This window comes from Rheinheimera sp. UJ63 (genome assembly GCF_021568285.1).
Taxonomy (GTDB): domain Bacteria; phylum Pseudomonadota; class Gammaproteobacteria; order Enterobacterales; family Alteromonadaceae; genus Alishewanella; species Alishewanella maricola.
Window position 1 is genome coordinate 172,437 of record NZ_JAKGTQ010000005.1, and the last position, 20,530, is coordinate 192,966.

14 protein-coding genes are annotated in these 20,530 nt (G+C 47.6%); 7 read left to right on the forward strand and 7 right to left on the reverse strand.

Going from position 1 to position 20,530, the window contains the following annotated elements; translation table 11 throughout:
• The first annotated feature begins 14 nt into the window (after positions 1-14).
• Complete coding sequence (locus L1N97_RS14055; RefSeq protein WP_236130211.1) at positions 15-671, forward strand: DUF1294 domain-containing protein; 657 nt, start codon at positions 15-17, stop codon at positions 669-671.
• Here L1N97_RS14055 and L1N97_RS14060 read toward each other — a convergent pair.
• Positions 661-1,851: an acyltransferase family protein gene (locus tag L1N97_RS14060; RefSeq protein ID WP_236130212.1), complete on the reverse strand. Its 1,191-nt coding sequence runs from the start codon at positions 1,849-1,851 to the stop codon at positions 661-663. The genes L1N97_RS14055 and L1N97_RS14060 overlap by 11 nt on opposite strands.
• Positions 1,852-1,853: 2 nt before the next feature.
• Positions 1,854-3,665: a beta-N-acetylhexosaminidase gene (gene nagZ / locus L1N97_RS14065; RefSeq protein ID WP_236130213.1), complete on the reverse strand. Its 1,812-nt coding sequence runs from the start codon at positions 3,663-3,665 to the stop codon at positions 1,854-1,856.
• A 265-nt stretch (positions 3,666-3,930) separates the two neighbouring features.
• Here nagZ and L1N97_RS14070 point away from each other — a divergent pair, with 265 nt between their 5' ends.
• From L1N97_RS14070 to L1N97_RS14085, 4 genes are read left to right on the forward strand one after another with little or no spacing between them, the layout of a single operon-like run.
• The gene (locus L1N97_RS14070) at positions 3,931-5,502 is read left to right on the forward strand and encodes a sodium:solute symporter (protein WP_236130214.1); all 1,572 of its coding nucleotides are present in this window, start codon (positions 3,931-3,933) and stop codon (positions 5,500-5,502) included.
• Complete coding sequence (locus tag L1N97_RS14075) at positions 5,502-6,359, forward strand: BadF/BadG/BcrA/BcrD ATPase family protein (RefSeq protein ID WP_236130215.1); 858 nt, start codon at positions 5,502-5,504, stop codon at positions 6,357-6,359. Before L1N97_RS14070 ends, L1N97_RS14075 begins: the two co-directional genes overlap by 1 nt.
• A 13-nt stretch (positions 6,360-6,372) precedes the next feature.
• On the forward strand, positions 6,373-7,293 hold the full coding sequence (gene murQ, locus L1N97_RS14080; RefSeq protein WP_236130216.1) for an N-acetylmuramic acid 6-phosphate etherase: 921 nt from the start codon (positions 6,373-6,375) through the stop codon (positions 7,291-7,293).
• Positions 7,290-8,459, forward strand: a complete 1,170-nt coding sequence (locus L1N97_RS14085) for an exo-beta-N-acetylmuramidase NamZ family protein (RefSeq protein ID WP_236130217.1) — start codon at positions 7,290-7,292, stop codon at positions 8,457-8,459. The genes murQ and L1N97_RS14085 overlap by 4 nt, the downstream gene beginning before the upstream one ends.
• A 6-nt stretch (positions 8,460-8,465) precedes the next feature.
• On the opposite strand, the gene L1N97_RS14090 is transcribed toward L1N97_RS14085, so the two are convergent.
• Positions 8,466-9,815, reverse strand: coding sequence for a M14 family zinc carboxypeptidase (locus tag L1N97_RS14090; RefSeq protein WP_236130218.1), 1,350 nt, complete (start codon positions 9,813-9,815; stop codon positions 8,466-8,468).
• Positions 9,816-10,051: 236 nt separating this feature from the next.
• Between L1N97_RS14090 and L1N97_RS14095 the strand changes: the two genes are divergently transcribed.
• The gene (locus L1N97_RS14095) at positions 10,052-11,488 is read left to right on the forward strand and encodes a Na+/H+ antiporter NhaC family protein (protein ID WP_236130219.1); all 1,437 of its coding nucleotides are present in this window, start codon (positions 10,052-10,054) and stop codon (positions 11,486-11,488) included.
• Between the two features lie 198 nt (positions 11,489-11,686).
• Positions 11,687-14,230 (forward strand): EAL domain-containing protein, encoded by a 2,544-nt coding sequence (locus L1N97_RS14100; RefSeq protein ID WP_236130220.1) that lies wholly within the window; start codon positions 11,687-11,689, stop codon positions 14,228-14,230.
• Between the two features lie 74 nt (positions 14,231-14,304).
• Here L1N97_RS14100 and L1N97_RS14105 read toward each other — a convergent pair whose 3' ends face one another.
• The 4 genes from L1N97_RS14105 to L1N97_RS14120 all read right to left on the reverse strand — a co-directional run bounded on the left by L1N97_RS14105 (position 14,305) and on the right by L1N97_RS14120 (position 20,528).
• A complete protein-coding gene (locus tag L1N97_RS14105) occupies positions 14,305-14,814 on the reverse strand; it encodes a hypothetical protein (RefSeq protein WP_229587619.1) in 510 nt (169 codons plus the stop codon).
• A 117-nt stretch (positions 14,815-14,931) separates the two neighbouring features.
• Positions 14,932-16,293: an oxygen-independent coproporphyrinogen III oxidase gene (gene hemN / locus L1N97_RS14110; RefSeq protein WP_236130221.1), complete on the reverse strand. Its 1,362-nt coding sequence runs from the start codon at positions 16,291-16,293 to the stop codon at positions 14,932-14,934.
• 88 nt (positions 16,294-16,381) lie between these two features.
• Positions 16,382-18,313 (reverse strand): esterase/lipase family protein, encoded by a 1,932-nt coding sequence (locus L1N97_RS14115; RefSeq protein WP_229587623.1) that lies wholly within the window; start codon positions 18,311-18,313, stop codon positions 16,382-16,384.
• A 103-nt stretch (positions 18,314-18,416) separates the two neighbouring features.
• The gene (locus L1N97_RS14120; RefSeq protein ID WP_236130222.1) at positions 18,417-20,528 is read right to left on the reverse strand and encodes a putative bifunctional diguanylate cyclase/phosphodiesterase; all 2,112 of its coding nucleotides are present in this window, start codon (positions 20,526-20,528) and stop codon (positions 18,417-18,419) included.
• Positions 20,529-20,530: the final 2 nt, after the last annotated feature.

The window sequence follows — 20,530 nt, forward strand, 5'->3', positions numbered from 1 at the left end:
GTGAGGTGTAGTTGATGCAACTGACAGGCAAGGTCGTTTTCTGGCAAGACAAAAAAGGCTTTGGTTTTTTGTTTTGTGAGCAAACGAACCAGAAACTTTTTTTTCATATCCGCGATTTTGCTCAGCCAAAACACCGGCCTGCTGAGGGTGATCTGCTGCGTTTTGACCTGGGTACAGATAAAAAAGGTCGGCCAATTGCGGTTAGCTTAAGCATCGACAGTAGCGCAACAATTGCCCCCCCCAAAGAACGTCTTGTTATCCCGAAAAATACCGTCGACTTAGAGTATGCTAAAGATCTGGCGCTGTATTTTCGGGCGGCCTTTTTAATGCTGGTGATTATCAGTTTATTGTTTGGTACCTTGCCGTATATCTTACCGATCCTTTATATCGAGGTCAGTATCTTTACTTATTGGTTATATCAAGCGGATAAAAACGCGGCCATTGCAAGGCAAAGTCAGCGCTTACCTGAAGAAAGCTTACAAATGTTTAGCTTAATTGGCGGCTGGCCAGGGGCGTTATTTGCCCAGAAAAAACTCGCACACAAACGCAGTAAGCCACTGTTTCAGCGTGAGTTTTGGCTCATCGTATTAGCCAACTGCATTTTATTGCTCTGGCTACTGTCAACACCAGGTCAACAGCTGTTATCCCGCGTGGCATTTCTTACACCTTAAAAATAAAACCGCGCCGATACAAAGCCAACATGCCCAGATACGCTATCGCTAAAAAGCACAACGCAAAGGCTAACGAACCATTGTAATTACCGAATAACGGCTGAAAAACTTCCCGAAATAAGCTATTCCCCAAAGTCGTCCCTGCCACTGGCAGCATGGATAAGATGCGAGCTGCCACCCCCGCTAACATAAAAAACAAAATAGCATTAACGCCAAACACCACTAACGGTGCCCCCCACAAGCGATAACGTTTAATCTCGGTAAGCCAAAGAATCACCGCCAGCAATAACGCGGTGTAACCGGTGCTCAACAACACAAAGGTGGGGGTCCATAGCATTTTATTAATGGGTAACAGCGGATGGGCGAGTTCGGCAATCCATACCATCGCCACGCCGGCTAAAGCCAGTAAACGAATTTTAAACGCGAGAGGCTGGTCACTTTGTAAAAGTTGCGCCATCACCACGCCCAGTAAACAGCTGCTGATGGCCGGTAAAGTGCTTAATAAGCCTTCGGGATCAAACGCAAAGGGGGTAGCGCTTCGAAAAAACACATGCTGCGCGCCGAGTATCTGATGATCCAGCCAGGCGGCAAAATTATTGCCAAATTGCCAAAGCCCAACAAATTGTTGCCCTTGCGCGTCCTGATACGGCATGTATTGCATCAAAGCGAGATAAACTACACATAAGCCCACCAGCCACAGCACTCGCGCTCGGGTGCCGCAATACAGCACAATTAATAAGGTACAAAAGTACACCAAGGCAATGCGTTGTAATACACCAAACCAACGTACTGTTAGCAGTTTTTGCTGCAGATAACTGTAAGCCGGATCGCGAAAGTTATAATAAAACAGCACCAAGAATAGCCCCAGCAAATACAGTTTTAATGCACGTAGTGCGCCGGCTTGAATGACCTCCAGCTTGGTTTGCGCTATTTTTTGCCGCAAGCTCAGCTGGATCGACATGCCGACCATAATGATAAAAGCCGGAAAGATCAGATCGGTCACGGTCCAGCCATGCCATTCGGCATGGCGTAGCGGCGCATAGATATATTGCCAACTGCCTGGGTTATTCACCAATACCATGGCCATAATGGCCAAGCCGCGCAATATATCCAGCGCCAACAAACGGCCCGCGGGCTGTTGCGCCAAAATGGCTTGGCAGTGTTGGCGCACACCAAACATGCCTATTGGCCCGCCGTGACCGCAGGCATACTCAGCGGCAACGTGACCGGTAATTGGCCCGTGGCTTGGCGCTGCCCCACCAACACTTCGGCCAGAGCCTGATAAATTGGGCTGACTAAGCTACCATCTTGCTGTTGCCAGTTATGGTAGGCATAAGTCGCGATGGTGCGCTGCACTAAGGGTGCATACAGGCTGATTTCGTAAGGTGAGCGCAAACTGACAAAGGTCTGATCTTTCTTTAACGCGGCACCATATTGCAATAACTGATAAAAATAACGCTGCTGCTTTTGATACGCCTCAGCCAAATTCGTATTCGCAGCAAGATCGTCCATACCGCCCATTTCAGCTAAAGATTGCATCGGTGAAATAAAGGCAGCAATGACCTGATCAGCTGCGGCAATCTGTTGCTTGGCCTGATCTAAATTAAGCTGCACTAAACTGATCACCGTGATATCAGCGCTATTCGCGCCAAGTTGCTGCAAATGTTGCTGCAACACTCGGCCCTTACTGGTATCAGGCATTAACAAGACGGTTTTTTTACCCGCAAAGGTTAACGGTAACGCCGTTGACCCTTTTACCACGGTGACGGCAGCTCGGGCTAAGGCCAACTCAGCGGCGCGATGCTCTGGGTTAGCTAAGGTTTTTGTCGCCTGCGCGAGACTGGGCTGACTTAACGCTTTTAGGCTCTGTTTAGCCTTAACAATACGTTGATAAGATGCTTGTAATTCTTGCTTATCTAAATGCCCTTGCGCCACTGCCGCGCTTAATTCATCTAATAAAGCGGCCAGTTGGGGTAACTCAGCTGGGCTTTGTAATTTCACTGGCATCAAGGCAATATCAGCCCCCGCAGCAAAGGTTTCAATCACGGCTTGAGGTACGGTAAAGAAATGACTAATACCGGCCATATCCAAGGCGTCAGTAACAATCAGCCCTTTATAACCCAGCTGTTGGCGCAATACGCCATGCAAAATATTCCGCGACAATGTCGCTGGCTTTAACATGGTTTCGCCATTTTTGCTAACGAACACGCTGTCGTCTAAAGCCGGAAACTGAATATGCGCAGTCATGATCATCGCCGGATCATATTGCTGAATAATCTTCGCAAAGGGGTATAAATCGGTATTGGCAATTTGCTCCGCGCTATGATCAACAAGGGGTAAACCCAAGTGGCTGTCAACATGCGTATCGCCATGTCCTGGAAAGTGCTTTAGCGAAACTAACAAGCCCGCTTGCTGCATCGCGCCTGTCATCGCCCCACCCAGCTCTGCCACTTGTTTGGCATCTTCACCAAAAGAACGGACATTAATCACCGGGTTTAAGGGATTTACATTCACATCAACCGTGGGCGCAAAGTTAACGTTAATGCCCAAACTTAACAGCTCATTCGCCAGAACCGTACCTACTTGGCTAGCAAAGGCGGTGCCATGCACGGGATAAGTGGCACCGATAGCCATATTACCGCTAAACGAGGTTGATTGTTGGCGGGGTAAACGCGCCACGCGACCGCCTTCTTGGTCGATACCGATAAAAAGCGGTAAATGATGTCCTTGCGCTTGAGCTGCCGCCTGCAACTGCTCGGTTAATTGAATAATCTGCTGTGGTTGTTGCACGTTTTCTGCAAACAAAATAACGCCGCCAATCTGATAGTGTTGAATTAACTCGGCTAAAGCCGCAGGTAATTGCGTCATCGGCGTTCGACATTGCCCCGCCGCTACGGGCGTGTCACAGTAATAACGTAGATCCAACATCAATTTTTGTCCCAACATGTGGGGCACATCTATTGCCGGCTTGCGCGCAGCAGCATTTATATCCATAGCAGTCCAAAACAGTGAAGTTGACAGCATTGCTAGCAATACTTTGCGGTAGCAACCAAGGCGAGCAGTAGCCAATTGGAAATCCTTAGCCTAATTCATTAGGGTTAAACATAAATTATTCATAAAAAATACGCAAACAAGAATATTTTAGTCTATTCACATTCTATAACTTATGCTTTACTGCAGCTAGCAATTGCCAGCAACCCCATCACAACAATGTGCTGCGGGGTGGGTTTGGCGCATTAATTTCGACAGGCAAAGCGTAATGCAGCTCACCTTATTAGATTGGCTGGTCTTTTGCAGCTACTTTTTGATCCTTGGTTTATTGGCATGGTGGGTCAACCAACAAAAATCGAAGAACAGCAGTGATTACTTCTTAGCGGCTAATTCAATGCCCGCATGGCTGGTGGCCATTTCTGTACTTGCCACGTCGCAATCTGCGGCCACTTTTTTAGGTGGCCCCGATATGGGCTTTCGCGGCAATTTAACCTATTTAGCCAGCTCTTTTGGCGCCATTTTGGCGGCCTGGTTTGTGATTAAATGGCTGATCCCTCGCTATTACCAGCTAAAAGTCACCACCGTATATGAGTTATTAGAACAGCGCTTTAGTGCCAGCGCGAAAAATCATGCTGGGCAAATGTATTTATTTGGTCGGGTGTTTGCCAGTGGCGCGCGCTTATATATGGCGGCTTTAGCGGTCTCAATGCTGCTGTTTAATCATATCAACGCCAGCGGTATTGTGGCCGCAGTCGCGTTATTGGCCGTGATCGGTTTACTTTGTACCATGATGGGCGGTATCCGCTCGGTCATTTATACCGATGCATTACAGTGCTTTGTCTATGTTAGTGCCGCCTTGCTGGTTTTGTTTTATTTATACAGCAGCCTCGATCTCCCCTGGCAACAAGTTGTTGAGGCTTTACGTTATCCGCCAGAGCAAGCCCGTTCTAAATTGTTGTTATTCGATTTCCATCTGGATTTTAGCTCGGCTGGCGTCTTTAATGTCTGGTCAGCGCTTACCGGCTTTGTCTTATTAAATATTGCGGCCTTTGGTTTAGATCAAGATATGACGCAGCGCGTATTGACCTGTAAAACACCGGCGAAAGGCGCGCAAGCGCTGCTCTCTTCAGTGTTATTAGTTATCCCAGTGATGTTAGTGTTTATTGTTATTGGATTTTTATTGTACTTGTTTTATCAACGGCCAGATTTAGCGGCGGGCACACAGGTATTACAAGACAGCTTTCAAGGCGAGAAAATCACCGTCTTTATGTACTATGTGCTAAATGAATTACCATCTGGCTTACGGGGTTTGGTGGTGGTCGGCGTGATTGCCGCAGCGCTTTCAACCATTACTTCTGGGCTAAACTCCATGGCCTCGGTACTGGTTGCGGATCTCTATCAGCCTTGGCGCTTACGCCGCCAACCAACTACCGAAGCCAAACATTTTGTCCGTGCCGGACAATACGCCATGCTGCTAACGGCTATCGCGTTATCCTTAATGGCCATCTTATGTTTTTACTGGCAACAGTATTCCGATATGCCGCTACTGGCCTTTGCGCTAAGCGTAATGGTGTTTTCTTACAGCGGTTTACTCGGCGTATTTTTTACCGCGTTATTTACTCGGCGCGGTAATCGATATAGTGTGACGGCCGCCTTGTGTGTTGGCTTTGTTACTTGCTTAGTATTGCAACCCTATGTATTAAAGCAGCTTAGTCCAAACTTAGCGGCTTTAGATTTAGGCTTCACCTGGCAGTTATGTATCGCCACGCTTTTGGCCTTTTTAACCTGTTATAGCGGCAGCGCACAGCAAACCACGTCTGCGCATGCCAAGGAGGCTTAATGCGTTACTTGTTAACCTTAGATGGCGGTGGCACCAAAACGGATGGCCTATTGCTGTGTCAACAAAGCGGTCAACGCTGGACGGCTCGCGCCGGTGCTGCCCAGCTGACCAACGATTTTGCAGCAGCCATTCATCATGTGCGTGAGCTCAGCCTGCAGCTTTGCCAACAAGCCAATGCCAGCCCTGCTGACGTCAGTGCTATATTCGGCTTAGCGGGCGCGGGAAATCCACAGTTAGCCGAAGCATTTAACCAAGCCCAGCAAATCCCTTTCGCCCACTGGCAGCTGACAACGGATGCGCGTACCTCTTTATATGGTGCGAACTTAGGCCAACCCGTGGTGGTGGTGGCGATTGGTACCGGTTCCGTGGGTATGCGCTTGCAACAGGATGGCACTGAACACCAGGTAGGCGGCTGGGGTTTTGGTATTGGCGATGAAGGCGGTGGCGCTTGGCTGGGTCAACAATTAGTACGACAACTGTTATGGCAATTAGATTGGCAACGGCCACTTAGCCCATTACTGACTGCGGTTAGTCAGCAATGTGGTATCGATGCCGAGCAGTTGCTGCCTTGGTTGAAACAAGCCAAAGCTCATGATTTTGCCAAACTGGCGCCTTTGGTCTATCACTATCAGGATGCGCTCAGCCAGCAATTACAGCAACAGCAAGGTGCTGCCATTGCTACCTTGGCTAAGTGCGCGCTCAACCAGCAAAATTTGCCCTTGGTGTTATTAGGTGGCTTAGCCACGCATTGCCAGCCTTGGCTTTGCGATAACTTACAAGCACAATTACAACCTGCCCGCGGTGATGCATTAGCGGGCGGTTTAGTTCTAGCGGCCAAATTGGCCGCTTCTTCTTAAGACAGGCAAGACAATGCACACAGAACAATTATTAGCCCAACTGGCCAACATGAGCACCGAAGCACGTAATAGCGACAGTGCCAATATCGATCAACTGAATAGCTTGCAACTGGTGTCGTTAATTAACCAAGCCGACCAAGGGATTGCGCAGCACATTACTCCGGCTTTACCGCAAATCGCTGCGGCGGTTGATCAGATTGTTAAAGCCTTTACGCACGGTGGTCGCTTAATCTACTTGGGCGCAGGAACCAGTGGTCGCTTAGGGATCTTAGATGCGGTGGAATGCCCACCGACTTATAGCGTGCCAGATCAGCAAGTGATCGGCTTAATTGCTGGGGGTGATAAAGCGATCTATAAAGCCGTTGAAGGCGCAGAAGATAACCCAGAGCTAGGTGCTGCCGACTTACAACGCATTCAATTTAGCGCTAAAGATGTGCTGGTGGGCATTGCCGCCAGCGGTCGCACACCTTATGTGCTTGGTGGGCTGGCCTACGCGCGCTCACTTGGCGCCAGCACCGTGGCCATTAGTTGTAATGCCCAAGCCCCACTGCTACAAGCTGCCGATATTGCCATCTGCGCTGAAGTTGGGCCAGAAGTGGTGACCGGTTCAACCCGGATGAAAGCCGGCACCGCACAAAAAATGATTTTAAATATGCTCAGTACCGCCGCCATGGTGCGTACCGGCAAGGTTTATCAGAATTTAATGGTCGACCTGCATGCCAGCAACCAAAAATTAGTCGCTCGCGCCATTCGTATAGTGATGCAAGCCACCGATTGCACTGCGCCAGTGGCGGAACAAGCCTTACAAGACAGCCAAATGAACGCCAAGCTGGCTATTTTACATTTACTCAGTGGCCAACCGATTGCCCGTTGCCGTAAGCAATTAACGGCACAACAGGGCTTCGTGCGCCAAGCATTGGAGGCGATGCAATGAAATCCGTCTGGCACCTTGCGCTCACGTTTCTCGTTTGGTTTAGCCCGCTAGCTTTGGCCAATAGTGCCGCTCCCGTGCTGCTGACCGGCGCTGAGCAACCGGCTAAATACTTGCCGCTACTAAAAGGTAAACGCGTTGGCTTGTTAGTTAATCAAACCTCGGTAGTGGGTGAACAACATCTGGTTGACTTTTTACTGGCGCAAAACATTCAGGTAGTCGCGATTTTCGCGCCAGAGCATGGTTTTCGAGGGAATCATGACGCCGGCGCCGCTATCGCTAATGGCACAGATAGCCGCACTGGTTTACCGGTTTGGTCAATGTATGGCGCCAGCAAAAAACCCAGCCCCGAGCAAATGCAAGCACTGGATATTATCCTGTTTGATATTCAGGATGTTGGCGTACGTTATTACACCTATATCAGCTCGATGCACTACATGTTAGCGGCGGCAGCCGAATTTTCGAAACCGATGCTGGTGCTGGATCGGCCTAATCCGAATGGCGCCTATGTGGATGGGCCCGTGCTCGACTTAGCTTTTCAGTCATTTGTGGGGATGCACCCCATTCCATTATTACATGGTATGACCGTTGGTGAGCTAGCCCTAATGATTAAAGGCGAGGGTTGGATAGCTCAAGCTGATAAATTAACGCTGACCGTGATCCCAGTGGCGAACTATCAACGCCAGCAAGCTTATACCTTACCGATCCCACCAAGCCCCAACCTGCCGAATCAACAAGCGATTAAACTCTATCCTTCACTTGGCTTTTTTGAGGCGACACCGCTCAGTGTTGGTCGTGGTACTGCCTTTCCGTTCCAAGTGATTGGTTATGATAAGTTTGCCACCGACGGCTTTGCTTTTACCCCGGTTAGCACACCGGGTGCCGCATTAAAACCGCCCTTAATGGACCAATTGTTACATGGTGAAGATTTACGCCACGTGCCGGCTGGCGGCTTAACGCTGAGTTATTTGATGCGCTGGAATCAGTTATTTGATAGCCATGCGAAAACGTTATTTAGCGCGCCCGAGTTTATGGATAAATTAGCCGGCACCGATCAATTGCGTCTGCAAATCGCAGCCGGTTTAAGTGAGGCGCAGATCCGCGCCAGTTGGCAACCACAGCTACAGCTGTTTTTAAAACAGCGTCAAGCCTATTTGCTTTATCCGTAAAGCCTGTTAAGTGCCTAACGGGTTGTGAATAACACCGCTGGGCACGCTAATTAATTGGCCATTTAATACGGCTTGCACAACCTCGCCTTGCGTATTGACCAATAAAAACGTGGCACCTTGCCAAAGTTGTGGCGAGCCTTGTGTCGGGCGTAACGGATTTAGCAGCACGGGTAAACGGCTGCTTGCTTGCAACAAAGCCTTATCACCCGAAAAATGGGTATAACCTTGCTGCAGTAAATCTAGATGTGCCTCAGTGTCTAAAGACAAGGCCGTGTTAAGCGGGTAAGCCTGCCCAGCTTTAAAAGCTAAACCTTGCACCGAAAATTGATGAAAAGCGCTAAACAAGGATAAGTCACCTAGCTCATCGATACGCGCGCGCCGATCGCCAGTAAGAGCCAAATTAATGGCCAGATCCACAGTAGCCGTCGTGTCGCCGATGCTCACGGTTAACCCTTGTAGCAACACATCTTTCATGCCGCCGCTACGATTAAATGGGATGGCGTTATACAACGCCACATCAGCCTGCTGATAGCTATCACTGGCAATCGCAGCTAACCAAGCCACATAGAGTTGAAAATTCAGCCGCCGCGCCACTTGCCGATTGTCATCACCACGATAAGCGCCCGACTCCACTAACACCGTACTAATACCCATCGCCGCAAACGTATCGCCAAAAGAGCGGGCCGACCAATCATCGGCATAACGACCGATATGCTGCGGGATCTGCTGCTCAAGCCAAGGTTGGACATGTGCAATTAACTGCATCGCAGCTCGGCGGCTAGCATTAATCTCACGTTCGGCATTATAAGCCGGCGCTAACAATGAAATGGTTGCGGGGTTAGGATAAGGACCTGCCGCATGAAAACGGTTTTGATCATGCAAGTTAAAAGCAAAATGCGGTTTAATCTGCTTCGCTGCCGCCATTAACAACTGCCCTTCTGGGCTTTGTAAGGCCAGGGCATCACGATTAATATCGATACCTTGAGCATTGACTCGGCTGCGCTTAGCGGCACCATCCGGATTAAGCATTAGAATAATATACAGCGTTATGTCGGCAAATAACTGCTCGCGCCACGCCGCCTGCTCTGGTGCCTGTAGATAATTTAATAAATCAAACAGGGCCGCGGTGGCGGTAGATTCATCGCCGTGCATTTGCGACCAAGCCAATACTCGCTTGTCACCTTGGCCTAATTGAAGTTGATAAATGGGTTGCTGCTCCACCGAACGCCCCAGTTCGGTTACCGTTAGCCATGGCTGCGCTTGGTAATGCTCGATTAACGGCGCAATGTCGCTAAATTGCAGTTGCGGTTTATTTAAATGCGCTTGTTGATACGGGTGATAATCAGGAATTGTCATTGCTTTGGCCATTATTACGCTGCTGACTGCCAGTATCAGGAAAACCAATTTATTCATGATTAGCCCATTTAAACTGCAATACTTATACAGATCCTAATACAAACGCATGAAAAGACAATAGGATATTTTAATTAGTTTCTGGGTAAAGCCGCAGGTTTCGCGCTTGCAGAAGGCGCAGTTAGCCTGTATAAAATCATACATTATCCAAACTGCGATGAACCCAGCGCCTGAGCGTTATGGCCGAAATCATCCAGCAGATCCCGCATAAAACGGAGAACATCTTGGCAAATTGGCTCACCCTGTTACCGGCAATCGTAGCGATTGCGGTTGTGCTCTGGCGTAAAGAAGTGATCTTAGCGCTGTTGTTATCTCTTTGTACCGCCGAACTGCTGATTTTCATGCAGCAAGGACAAGGCATTGGTGCGGGTTTGCTGCTTGATGGCAGTATTCAAACCTTAGAGCGTATTGTCGCGGTTACCGCTGATGATGGTAATGCTCGGATCTTAATGTTTTCCTTGTTAGTCGGTGGTTTATTAGCTTATTTACGCCTCTCTGGCGGTGTTACCGCAACGGTAGATTTTTTAGTACGAAAAGGCATTGCCCGCACTGGCCGCCAAGCCGGTTTACTGACCTTTGGTATCAGCTTTTTTACCTTTATTGAATCGAACCTCAGCTCGTTAACCAAGGGGATTAGCACCCGCGGTTTATTTGATAAATTTCAAATGAGCCGTGCTCGGCTTGCCTATATCATCGACAGTACCAGCTCGCCTATTTGTATTATCATTTTACTCAATGGCTGGGGGGCTTATGTGCTCGGTTTATTAAGTACTTACGAGTTACCGGTGCCGGCCATTTCAGTGCTGTTAGGCAGTATTCCGCTGAATTTTTATGCCTTATTTACGCTAGCCGTGGTGCTGTATACCATTATCAGTGGCAAAGTATATGGCCCGTTAAAACGGGTAGAACAGCGCGCCAGCGAGCAATTACCGCAAACAGAAATTGAAACGCCGGCCAGCCATCCGGCGTTTATGCTGTTACCACTTTTAACATTAGTCGGTTCAATGATTGGCTTTATGTTTTTAACCGGTAATGGCGAGTTAGTGCAGGGCTCGGGTTCGCGCTCGGTGCTATATGCCACCGTGTTAGCCTGTTTAGTGGCGTATGCCATGATGATTATCAGCCGTCGCTTCCAACATCAGCAGTTAGTGGATATTGGCTTTAAGGGCATGTCTGAATTACTGCCGGTAGTGACTATTGTGCTACTGTCGATGGCGCTAGGCAGCAGCTTAAAAGTATTAGGCACCGGCACCGTGATTGCCGGTATGGTCGATCAAAATATCCCGCATTTTTTAATCCCAGCCTTGCTGTTTTTAGCCGGTTCTTTAATGTCAGTCACCACCGGTACTAGCTGGGGTACTTTCGCCATTTTAATTCCCATCGGCATCCCTATGGTGACCTTATTAAATTTACCCCCCCAATTGGTATTAGCGGCCATTCTGAGCGGCGGGATTTTTGGCGATCACTGCTCGCCTATCTCTGACAGTACCGCGGTAAGTTCCGTCGCCGCGGGCTGTGATTTGCTCGAGCACGTTAAAACGCAATTGCCCTATGCGCTGTTTTGCGGTGCACTGGCCTTAAGCGCTTTTGCCATTAGCGGTTGGCTGATGATTTAACCCAGCTGCAATACTTACGGTAAAGATACTGACGGTTATGGATTGCCAGATCCCGTCAGTATTGTTATTTAGTGAATACCTATATTGCGCTATGCGTAAGCAACACCTCTATCCATGCTTTAGTTGTGCTAAATCAAATTCCTGTTCTGGCTGTTTTGTTACTCTGTGCATAATTGCGCCACGCGAGTTGGAAAGTTGATGTCTACGGTAAACCCTCCTAACGAATTTCTTCAGCATGAACCCATTATTGCTGATCTGATTAAACGCCCGCTGTTAACTTGCGCCGCTAACGATACTCTGCAAACCGCGGCACAACTGATGCGCCAACATAATGTTAGCTGTATTTTAATCAAAGAAGGCGACAGCATTAGCGGCATTTGGTCTGAAGCGGATACGCGCAAACTCGACTTCAATCAAATCGATCCGACAAGCATTACCGTGGGCAGTTTAATGTCATCACCGGTGATCAGCGCCAGTGAACTGACCAGTATTAATGGCGCAGCCAGCTTAATGCTGAATCATAATATTCGCCGTTTATTGGTGGTAAACAGTGCTCAGCAACCGGTCGGTTTACTCACCCAAAGCGATATCGTACGTCAGCAGCAAATTGAGTTTTATTTACGTTTTCGGGAAGTGGCCGGCTGTATTGAAAAAGCCCCGGTATTTTTAGATAGCACGATACCTTTAGCCGAAGCCGTGCAGTGTTTGCGACAAGCCAAAACCGACGCCGCCATTGTTAATTTTGCTGATCAGCATCAAGGGTTAATCACTGAGCGGGATTTAGTACAACTGCTGGCTGATGGCCGTAACTGTCAGCAAGTTGCTGACATCGCGACAAAAAAATTGTTAGTCGTGCCACCTAACATGAGTGTATTAGATGCCGTGACGCTGCTCAATCAGCATAATATTCGTCACTTAGTGGTAAAAGAACAACAGCAAATTCTGGGGTTATTGTCTTTTAACGATATCCTGCGAAATGTTGAATACAGCTACATCGAACAATTAAAAACCGCCTTACAAGATCGCGATCTTGCTCTGCGTACCTCGGCTGATTACCTGCGCTTAGCACACAAAGTGATTGATGCCTCTATGGATGGCATTATGATCACCGATCAACATGGCTTTATCCAATCGGTTAATCCCAGCTTTACCAAACTCACCGGTTATAGCCAAGCCGAGGCACTGGGTAAAACACCGCGTTTACTCAGCTCAGGCTTACATCCAGCAGAGTTTTATCGCCACATGTGGCACACCATTTTAGAAACCGGCCATTGGCAAGGTGAGGTGTGGAATAAACGCAAAAATGGCGAGATTTATCCGCAATCACTAAGTATTACTGCTATTCGCTCGGAATCTCAGCAGATTACCCAGTATGCGGCAATTTTTAGTGATATTACCGAGCGTAAACAACAAGAAGAAAAAATTCATCAACTGGCTTATATCGATGAATTAACCGGCTTGGCCAATCGCCGGATGTTTTTCGATCGACTACAACTGGCACTAGCCAATGCACAGCGCCATCAACATGCCCTCGCAGTGTTGTTTTTAGATTTAGACTTGTTTAAACGCATCAATGATACCCTTGGTCATCATGCCGGTGACCAAGCCTTAAAAGAAGTGGCCAAACGCTTACAAAACACCTTGCGCGTAGGTGAGTCTGTTGCCCGCTTAGGCGGCGACGAGTTTATTATTTTAATCCCCGAAATCAAAGTTTGTGATTCACTGCAAGCATTAGCGCAGCGTTTAATCGCGCAGTTTGAACGGCCAGTGCAATTATTAGGGCAAGATTTCTTTTTAACCACCAGTATTGGCATCAGTTTATTTCCCAAGGATGGGCATACAGCGGAAATGTTGGTGAAACATGCTGATGTCGCAATGTATCAGGCAAAAAATGCGGGGCGTAATCAATACCGCTTTTATGACGCGAGCCAAGGCCAACAAAACGTCGATGAACTGAAGTTAGAGCAAGCGTTACGACAAGCACTGCGTCTGCAATTACTTGAGGTGCATTATCAACCTAAATTCAGCATAAAAACCCAAGAGGTCATTGGTTTTGAAGCCTTGTTGCGTTGGTCAGATCCAGAGTTAGGCCCACTGTCGCCCGCCTTGTTTATCCCGTTGGCGGAAAAACTCGGGCTGATTCATCAGTTAGGCGAATGGGTGTTGCGCCAAGTCTGTTTTCAGTTAAAGCAATGGCAAGCATCCGCTCTGCCTGTTTCCATTAATATTTCAGTGTTGCAATTAATGGAGCTGGATTTTCTACCACGCTTTCGCGCTATTGTCACGCAAGCCGCAATTCAGCCACGTTTGATAGAGTTAGAACTGACTGAAAGCTGTTTTATACCCGAGCATTCGGCTTATATTTTAAATGTACTAACCGAACTGAAAAAGCTGGGGCTACGCTTATCCATTGATGATTTTGGGACAGGCTATTCATCCCTGTCTTACTTACGCCGTTTGCCAATCGATGCTTTGAAAATTGACCATAGCTTTATTCGTGAATTACCGGCCAATGAAAGTGATCGGCAAATCACTTTGGCCATTATTGCCATGGCTAAAGCCTTGGGTTTAGAAGTGATTGCCGAGGGTATTGAACACACCGCTCAGTGTGAATTTTTACTGCAAGCCGGCTGCGATACCGGCCAAGGTTATTTCATCTCGCCAGCATTACCAGCAGCCGACATCACTAAAAAGTGGCTAAAAACCACACCCAGTACATCCGCTGAACATGACACGGTCTGACGCCCCCTAAGCGGCTATTTGCTATAATAGCCGCTCAGTTACCTGCGCGTGTTTGGTTAACCGCACCCGCACGGCTAATAGCGGTATTTCGCAAGCAAGATCTGTTCACGCTGTTTGTCAAATTGGTTATGCGCCACTTCTACTTGATGTGCAAACTTATCATAAGCTCGTTCAACTTTACGTTGATACGCTTGTCTTGCTTTGCTCTTTTGTTTGGGTTTGGCTTTGTGATGACTGTGCTGATAAGCATCAGATAATTGCGCTAATTCGCGATCAAGCTGACGTTCTAACGACACCAGATGACGCTGATGTTCATGGGCTAACTGCTGTAATGCTTGGCGCTGCTTGGCAACAATACGCGGTGTTGCATGCTTAACCTTGTAATATCGGCTATAGCCTTGTTGCACCGGATCGATGCGGGCCACTCTAACTAATTCATCGGCAGCCCGTCTTAAGGTATACACCAACACATCATGACCTACTCGCTCAATGGCAACGGGCGACGCTTGATGCGCGAGCACTGGCAGTTGTACCAGTGTTAACAAAGAAACAGCAAACAGGGTTTTGGTGATTGTTGTGGCCATAATCGGCTCCACTTTCTGCTAAACACCCGTTAATCTTGCACTGTACAACTGAACCACTGCTGAAAGCTTTTTCGGCATTTTGATTAAAAAAGTCAACTTACCCTGCCCTATGCCGATTTATACTACCTTGGAATAACGTTGCTGACTTTGCGTTAAATAGGCATCGAAGCAGGCACAAATACTGCGAACCCATAGCCGACCTAAGACAGTCACTGTTAACTCACTGTCATTGGCTACAAGTAAACCATCGGTGATAAACGGCTGCAACTGCGGCACCGCATCGGCAAAATATCCCCAAAAATCGATTAACTGCCATTGCTGGCAAAAAGCAGTGATATCCAATTTGAAGTGACAAATGAGTTGGCTAATCAATGCAGCGCGCAGCCGATCATCCCCACTTAAACTCAAGCCACGCTCAACTGGGCGCTGTTGTTGCTGTAAGGCAGCATAATAATCGGCTAATACCTTACTGTTTTGCCACAATACACCGTTGATTTGGCTAATACTTGACACCCCCAGCCCCAACAACGCATCTTGCCCGGCTGTGGTATAGCCTTGAAAATTACGCTGCAAACGGCCTTGCTGCTGCGCTATCGCCAGTGGATCACTGGCTTTAGCAAAGTGATCCATGCCAATAAATTGATAACCGGCTCCTACTAACGCCGTGATCGCCAATTGCAATAACTGCAGCTTTGCAGGTGCAGCCGGTAAACTGTCGTCGGGAATTTTACGCTGCGCGGCAAAGCGCTCTGGTAAATGCGCATAGCTGAATAATGAAATGCGATCGGGTGATAAACGGATAATCTCGGCTAAGGTTTCAGCAAAACTATCGGGCTGTTGATATGGCAGGCCATAAATCAGATCCAGATTGACCGAGCTAAAACCCAGTGCTCGACTTAATTGCATTTGCTGGCGGATCAACTCGGTTTCTTGCACTCGGTTAATGGCAATTTGCACTTTCTCGTCTAAATCTTGCACACCAAAACTGACACGATTAAACCCCAGTTGGCGTAAATGTCGCAGCTTTTGCTCGCTACAACTGCGCGGATCGATCTCAATACTGATCTCTGCCTCAGTTGTCAGCTGAAAATGCTGATGAATTAACTGCATTAATTGCGTTAACTGCGCTTCCGTTAAAAAGGTGGGTGTGCCGCCACCCAAGTGCAATTGCGTGATGCGCTTATCGGCTACACTAGCTTGATACAGCGCCATTTCTTGCGCCAATGCCGTTAAATACTGATCAGCTTTGTGCTGATGCCGCGTGACAATTTTATTGCAGCCACAGTAATAGCAAAGCTGATGACAAAACGGAATATGGATATATAAGCTCAGCTCAGACGGAGCGTCTTGCAGCACGGGGGTAATCATGGCCGAGTCAAAAGCCGGATCTAACGCTAACGCGGTTGGATAAGAGGTATAACGCGGTCCGTTAATGTTGTATTTGGCGATTAACGCCGCATCCCATGATATCGCTTGCATCTTCTGCCCCCTTATTTAGCTAAGGCGGCAGTATACTGAGCTTTCACTGACTCAGCCTTGATCTATCGCAAACGGAAATACTTGCCGTTTAGCGTGTTAACTCAGCGAGGTGCTGATGCAAAATGCGGCGGATCTCTAAAATGGCAGCCGAGGTTTCTTGTACGCTATGCCCCGAGCGGATCACCATCTCTGATTCAGCTTCCGGTAAATGCGCACTTAAATAGGGTACAACGCCATCCGAGTGTTGGGCCACAGGTAAGCTGGGTTGTTCTACCCCAATAATCGAGTGATACCGCACCGCAGCATTAATCGGAATGCGTGCCGCCGCCATGATAAAACTATCGCGATCGCTGAGGTTTTCAATGCTGGTGATCCGCAGTGGCACCCGCGCTTGGCTCTTGCTGCTGGGATCGTTTAACAGCTCAGCCGCTTCGGCCACACGTTCTAACACCGTCACGGGCAAGGTAATGAGCCCGGCTAACCAGCGAGCTAAACGATAGTCTGCCACCGCCGTACCCAAATGTGGTGTCGCAATAAAAATCGCCCGATTCGCCCCCGGTAAAGCTGAAAACGTAAAATCATCACGAAAGCTTTGAAAGAAACGCTGCTGACGTTTTAAATCTAATTTATGCTCTTCGCTAACGGCATACAATAATTGCTCACCCGAGTCAGACACCAATAAACGCGCCAATAGCCCACCCATACTATGACCAATGATCACCATATCTTCTGAAGCCGGAGCCAAGCCTTCAGGATCAAACTGTCGTAAGGTTTGCGTAATACGCTGGCGGATAGCTTGTAAATTCAGAACCAAAGGTAAGTTCGTAGGGTAATACAATTGCCATAATTGATAGTTGGCACGCAGCTTTTCATCACCCAAAACCTCATTCGCCGTATTAACCCAGGCTTCAGGGCTACTAGCAATACCATGTAACATAATGATAATTTTACGATTAGGATCATAAGGCTGCAGCATAAATAAATGTGGCTGCGCTAATGAATCGCTTGCACCCATTAAATTCCAAAACGCTTGCCGAGAAAAATCAGAACGCGCTAACCATAAACCATAACCCGCGGTAAAGTTGGCCGCCAATGGGATCTTCGCGCCAGCAATCGTCACTTGCTGCTGTTGCAGCGGATCCAGCACATGTAAGGTCACCTGATCGGTACTTAACACTTCAGCTAAAGTGTTACCGCCAAAACTCAATACGGCGGTCACCACCGGCGAGGGTAATTCGCTATAGCCTTGCTGCAAATTTAATTGCGTGCGCGCCGCACTGACGGCCACTAATTCAGCACCGAGCCCATCGCGGCGATATTGATTGCGCAAGCCTTGAAATGACAAGGTGTTGGTGGGCACAAGCTGTGCAGGAAGTGCTTGCTCGCGAAAGCGCCGATGCTGCAACTGGCTACGTAACTGCCAACGCTCGGTTTGTAGGGTAATAGCACTGTCTTGCAACCAGCGCCGTTGTTGCTGTGAGAATAATAAGGTTGCGGCTTGTTGGGTGGCAAAGTTATAGTAATCACGCACTTGCGTTTGCCGGTCTTCAAACAAACGATTAATCGGTGTCACACCAGAATAAAATAAATAAGCGTAAGCATAGCGAGCGCTCATCAGGTAGGCATCGACCTCAGCCAGCACATCTTTATTGCGTGGACGGCTATACCATAAGGCTTGATGTAACCACAGTTCCGCCATCGCCGATAGGCGTTGTTCACTGGTTAAACCCAAACCGGTGCTGAGGATCTCGGCACATTCTGCCGCTTCGCGCTGACAGGTTGCCTGATCTAGCCCAAGTATTTGCAGCACGACACCTGTATATTGGCTAATGGTGCCTGTAGTTAACACATCGCCCCGCCGCTGCTTAACATACTCGCGGCTATCCACATTCGACACCGACACGGTGGCGCAGCCGCTTAAAGCGAGCAACAACCATAAGCACACTAAGCAATGCCAACGACGTTTTACCGCTGCCAGAGAAAAAAGCGGCAACTTTGCTGTAACTAACACGCTATTCACTCACTACTGACCATGGCTTAGATGAACTATCATAACATGCGCCGTTGCCTACGAATATCGAACTAGTATGACAGAAAGCTAAGGCGCGAGCCCTATGTCAACTTTAACTGGCAAACACGGCACGATGAAAATTAACAAAATCATGGCTAGCCAGTGGCTTACTAAAATAAAAGCCTTGATAGTGATAGCATCCCATTCCTGCCAACGCATCACGCTGCTCAGCAGTTTCTACGCCCTCTGCTATTACCCCTAAGCCTAAAGCTTTTGATAACGCAATCACCGTACAGGCTATTGCAGCATCATTGTTGTCATGCAAAATATCTTCGACAAAACTACGATCAATTTTTAATTGCTCTAAGGGCAAACACTTCAAATAACTTAAAGACGAGTAACCGGTACCAAAATCATCTAACGCAAAGCCAATGCCGTATTCTTGCAAGCGGCGCATTTTAGCAACAACTTCATCTACTCGAGAAACTAAAATACTCTCTGTTAATTCAAATTGCAGACGCTTCTGGACTAACGGATGTTGCTCTAAAATAGCTAAAACCTGCGGCAAAAAATTTTCTTGGTGAAATTGCCGTGCACTGATATTAATCGATAATTTAGGCACTAGACCCGGCATGTCAGCAGTCCAATTGGTGAGTTGCAAGCAAGATTGCTCAATAACCCATTGGCCAATTTCATAAATTAAACCACTTTCTTCAGCGATAGGAATAAACACCGCTGGGCTAACGGAGCCAAGCTCAGGATGAAACCAACGTATTAAAACCTCAGCCCCGACTAATTCGCCTTGCTCATTATGCAAGCCTTGATAATGCAATTGTAATTGTTGGTTGCTGAGAGCTTGTCTCAATTGGCTTTCTAATTGCGTCCGGGTTGAAGCTTGTATTTGCATCGACACATCAAACAAGCTAATCATGTTTTTGCCAGCGGCTTTCGCTTGATACATCGCTAAGTCTGCTTGCTGCAAAAGCTCATCCACGACTTTGTTGTCATCAGAAAAAATCGTAATACCGATACTAGGGCTACTCACATAACTCAGCTTTTCTAATTTAAATGGAGTATTCAGTACTGCACGAATTTTCTCGGCGATCTGGGCGGCCTGATCAATGGCCTGATAGTATTCTGGTGAGAGATGTAACAACAAAATGATAAACTCATCGCCACCTAAGCGTGCCACGGTATCTTGCTGCCGTACGCTTTGCTGTAAACGCTGCGCCACTTGCCGCAAAAGCTGATCACCGGTTGCGTGACCAAGTGAATCATTTAGATGTTTAAAGTTATCCAAATCAATAAACAGTAAAGCGCCCAATTCTTGACCGTACTGGCGCTTTTCTAAGGCATCATTTAAACACTGCATCAACATACGGCGGTTCGGTAACGAGGTTAAAGGGTCGTAAAAAGCTAATTTTTCAATTAAAACTTCTGCACGTTTGCGCTCCGAAAGATCTCTTACCATACCAATAAAGGTTACACTGTCAGCACGTTCGATCCGTGAAATGCGTAACTCCATATTAAATAAACGACCATCTTTACGCTGGCCTTTAGTTTCTCGACTACGGCCAATAATTTTTGTTACGCCAAAGTGTAAATGCGCATTAATATAGTGGTCATGCTGGCTGCGATAGGGTTCAGGCATCAGCATCGACACATTTTTGCCCAGCACCTCTTCTTCTTTATAACCAAACAACTTAATTGCGGCATTGTTAAAGGTTTGAATTAAGCCTTGTTCATTAATGGTAATAATGGCATCCACCACATTATCGAGGATCTCACGATGCGCAACAGCATAATCCTCTAAAGCTTGTTCATTTTGCTTCATGCTACTGATATCACTGATATAACCATACCAGCTTGGTCGACCTAAATGATCTTGTTCAAGTGAAGCATGCGCGGCAAGCCAAACAATGTTACCGCTTGGATGTTGATAACGAAATTGCATGTGCCATGGTGTACCATGAGTAGCAGAATGGGTGAGTAGTGCTCTGAGATCATCAAAATCTTCAGCCGCTATCCGAGAAAAAATAGCGGATTGATTAGTGTGCAACTCTTGCAATGGCATACCCAGAATCGCTGCAGCACTATTGGTCAACTTCAACAACTGATAGGATTGTCCAGTGGTTTCAGATAATTGAAAAAAAAATCCCGGTAAATTGTCCGTTAATAAATTAAGAACCGTCTGACATTCCTGCTGACTACTAACTAACATCATGC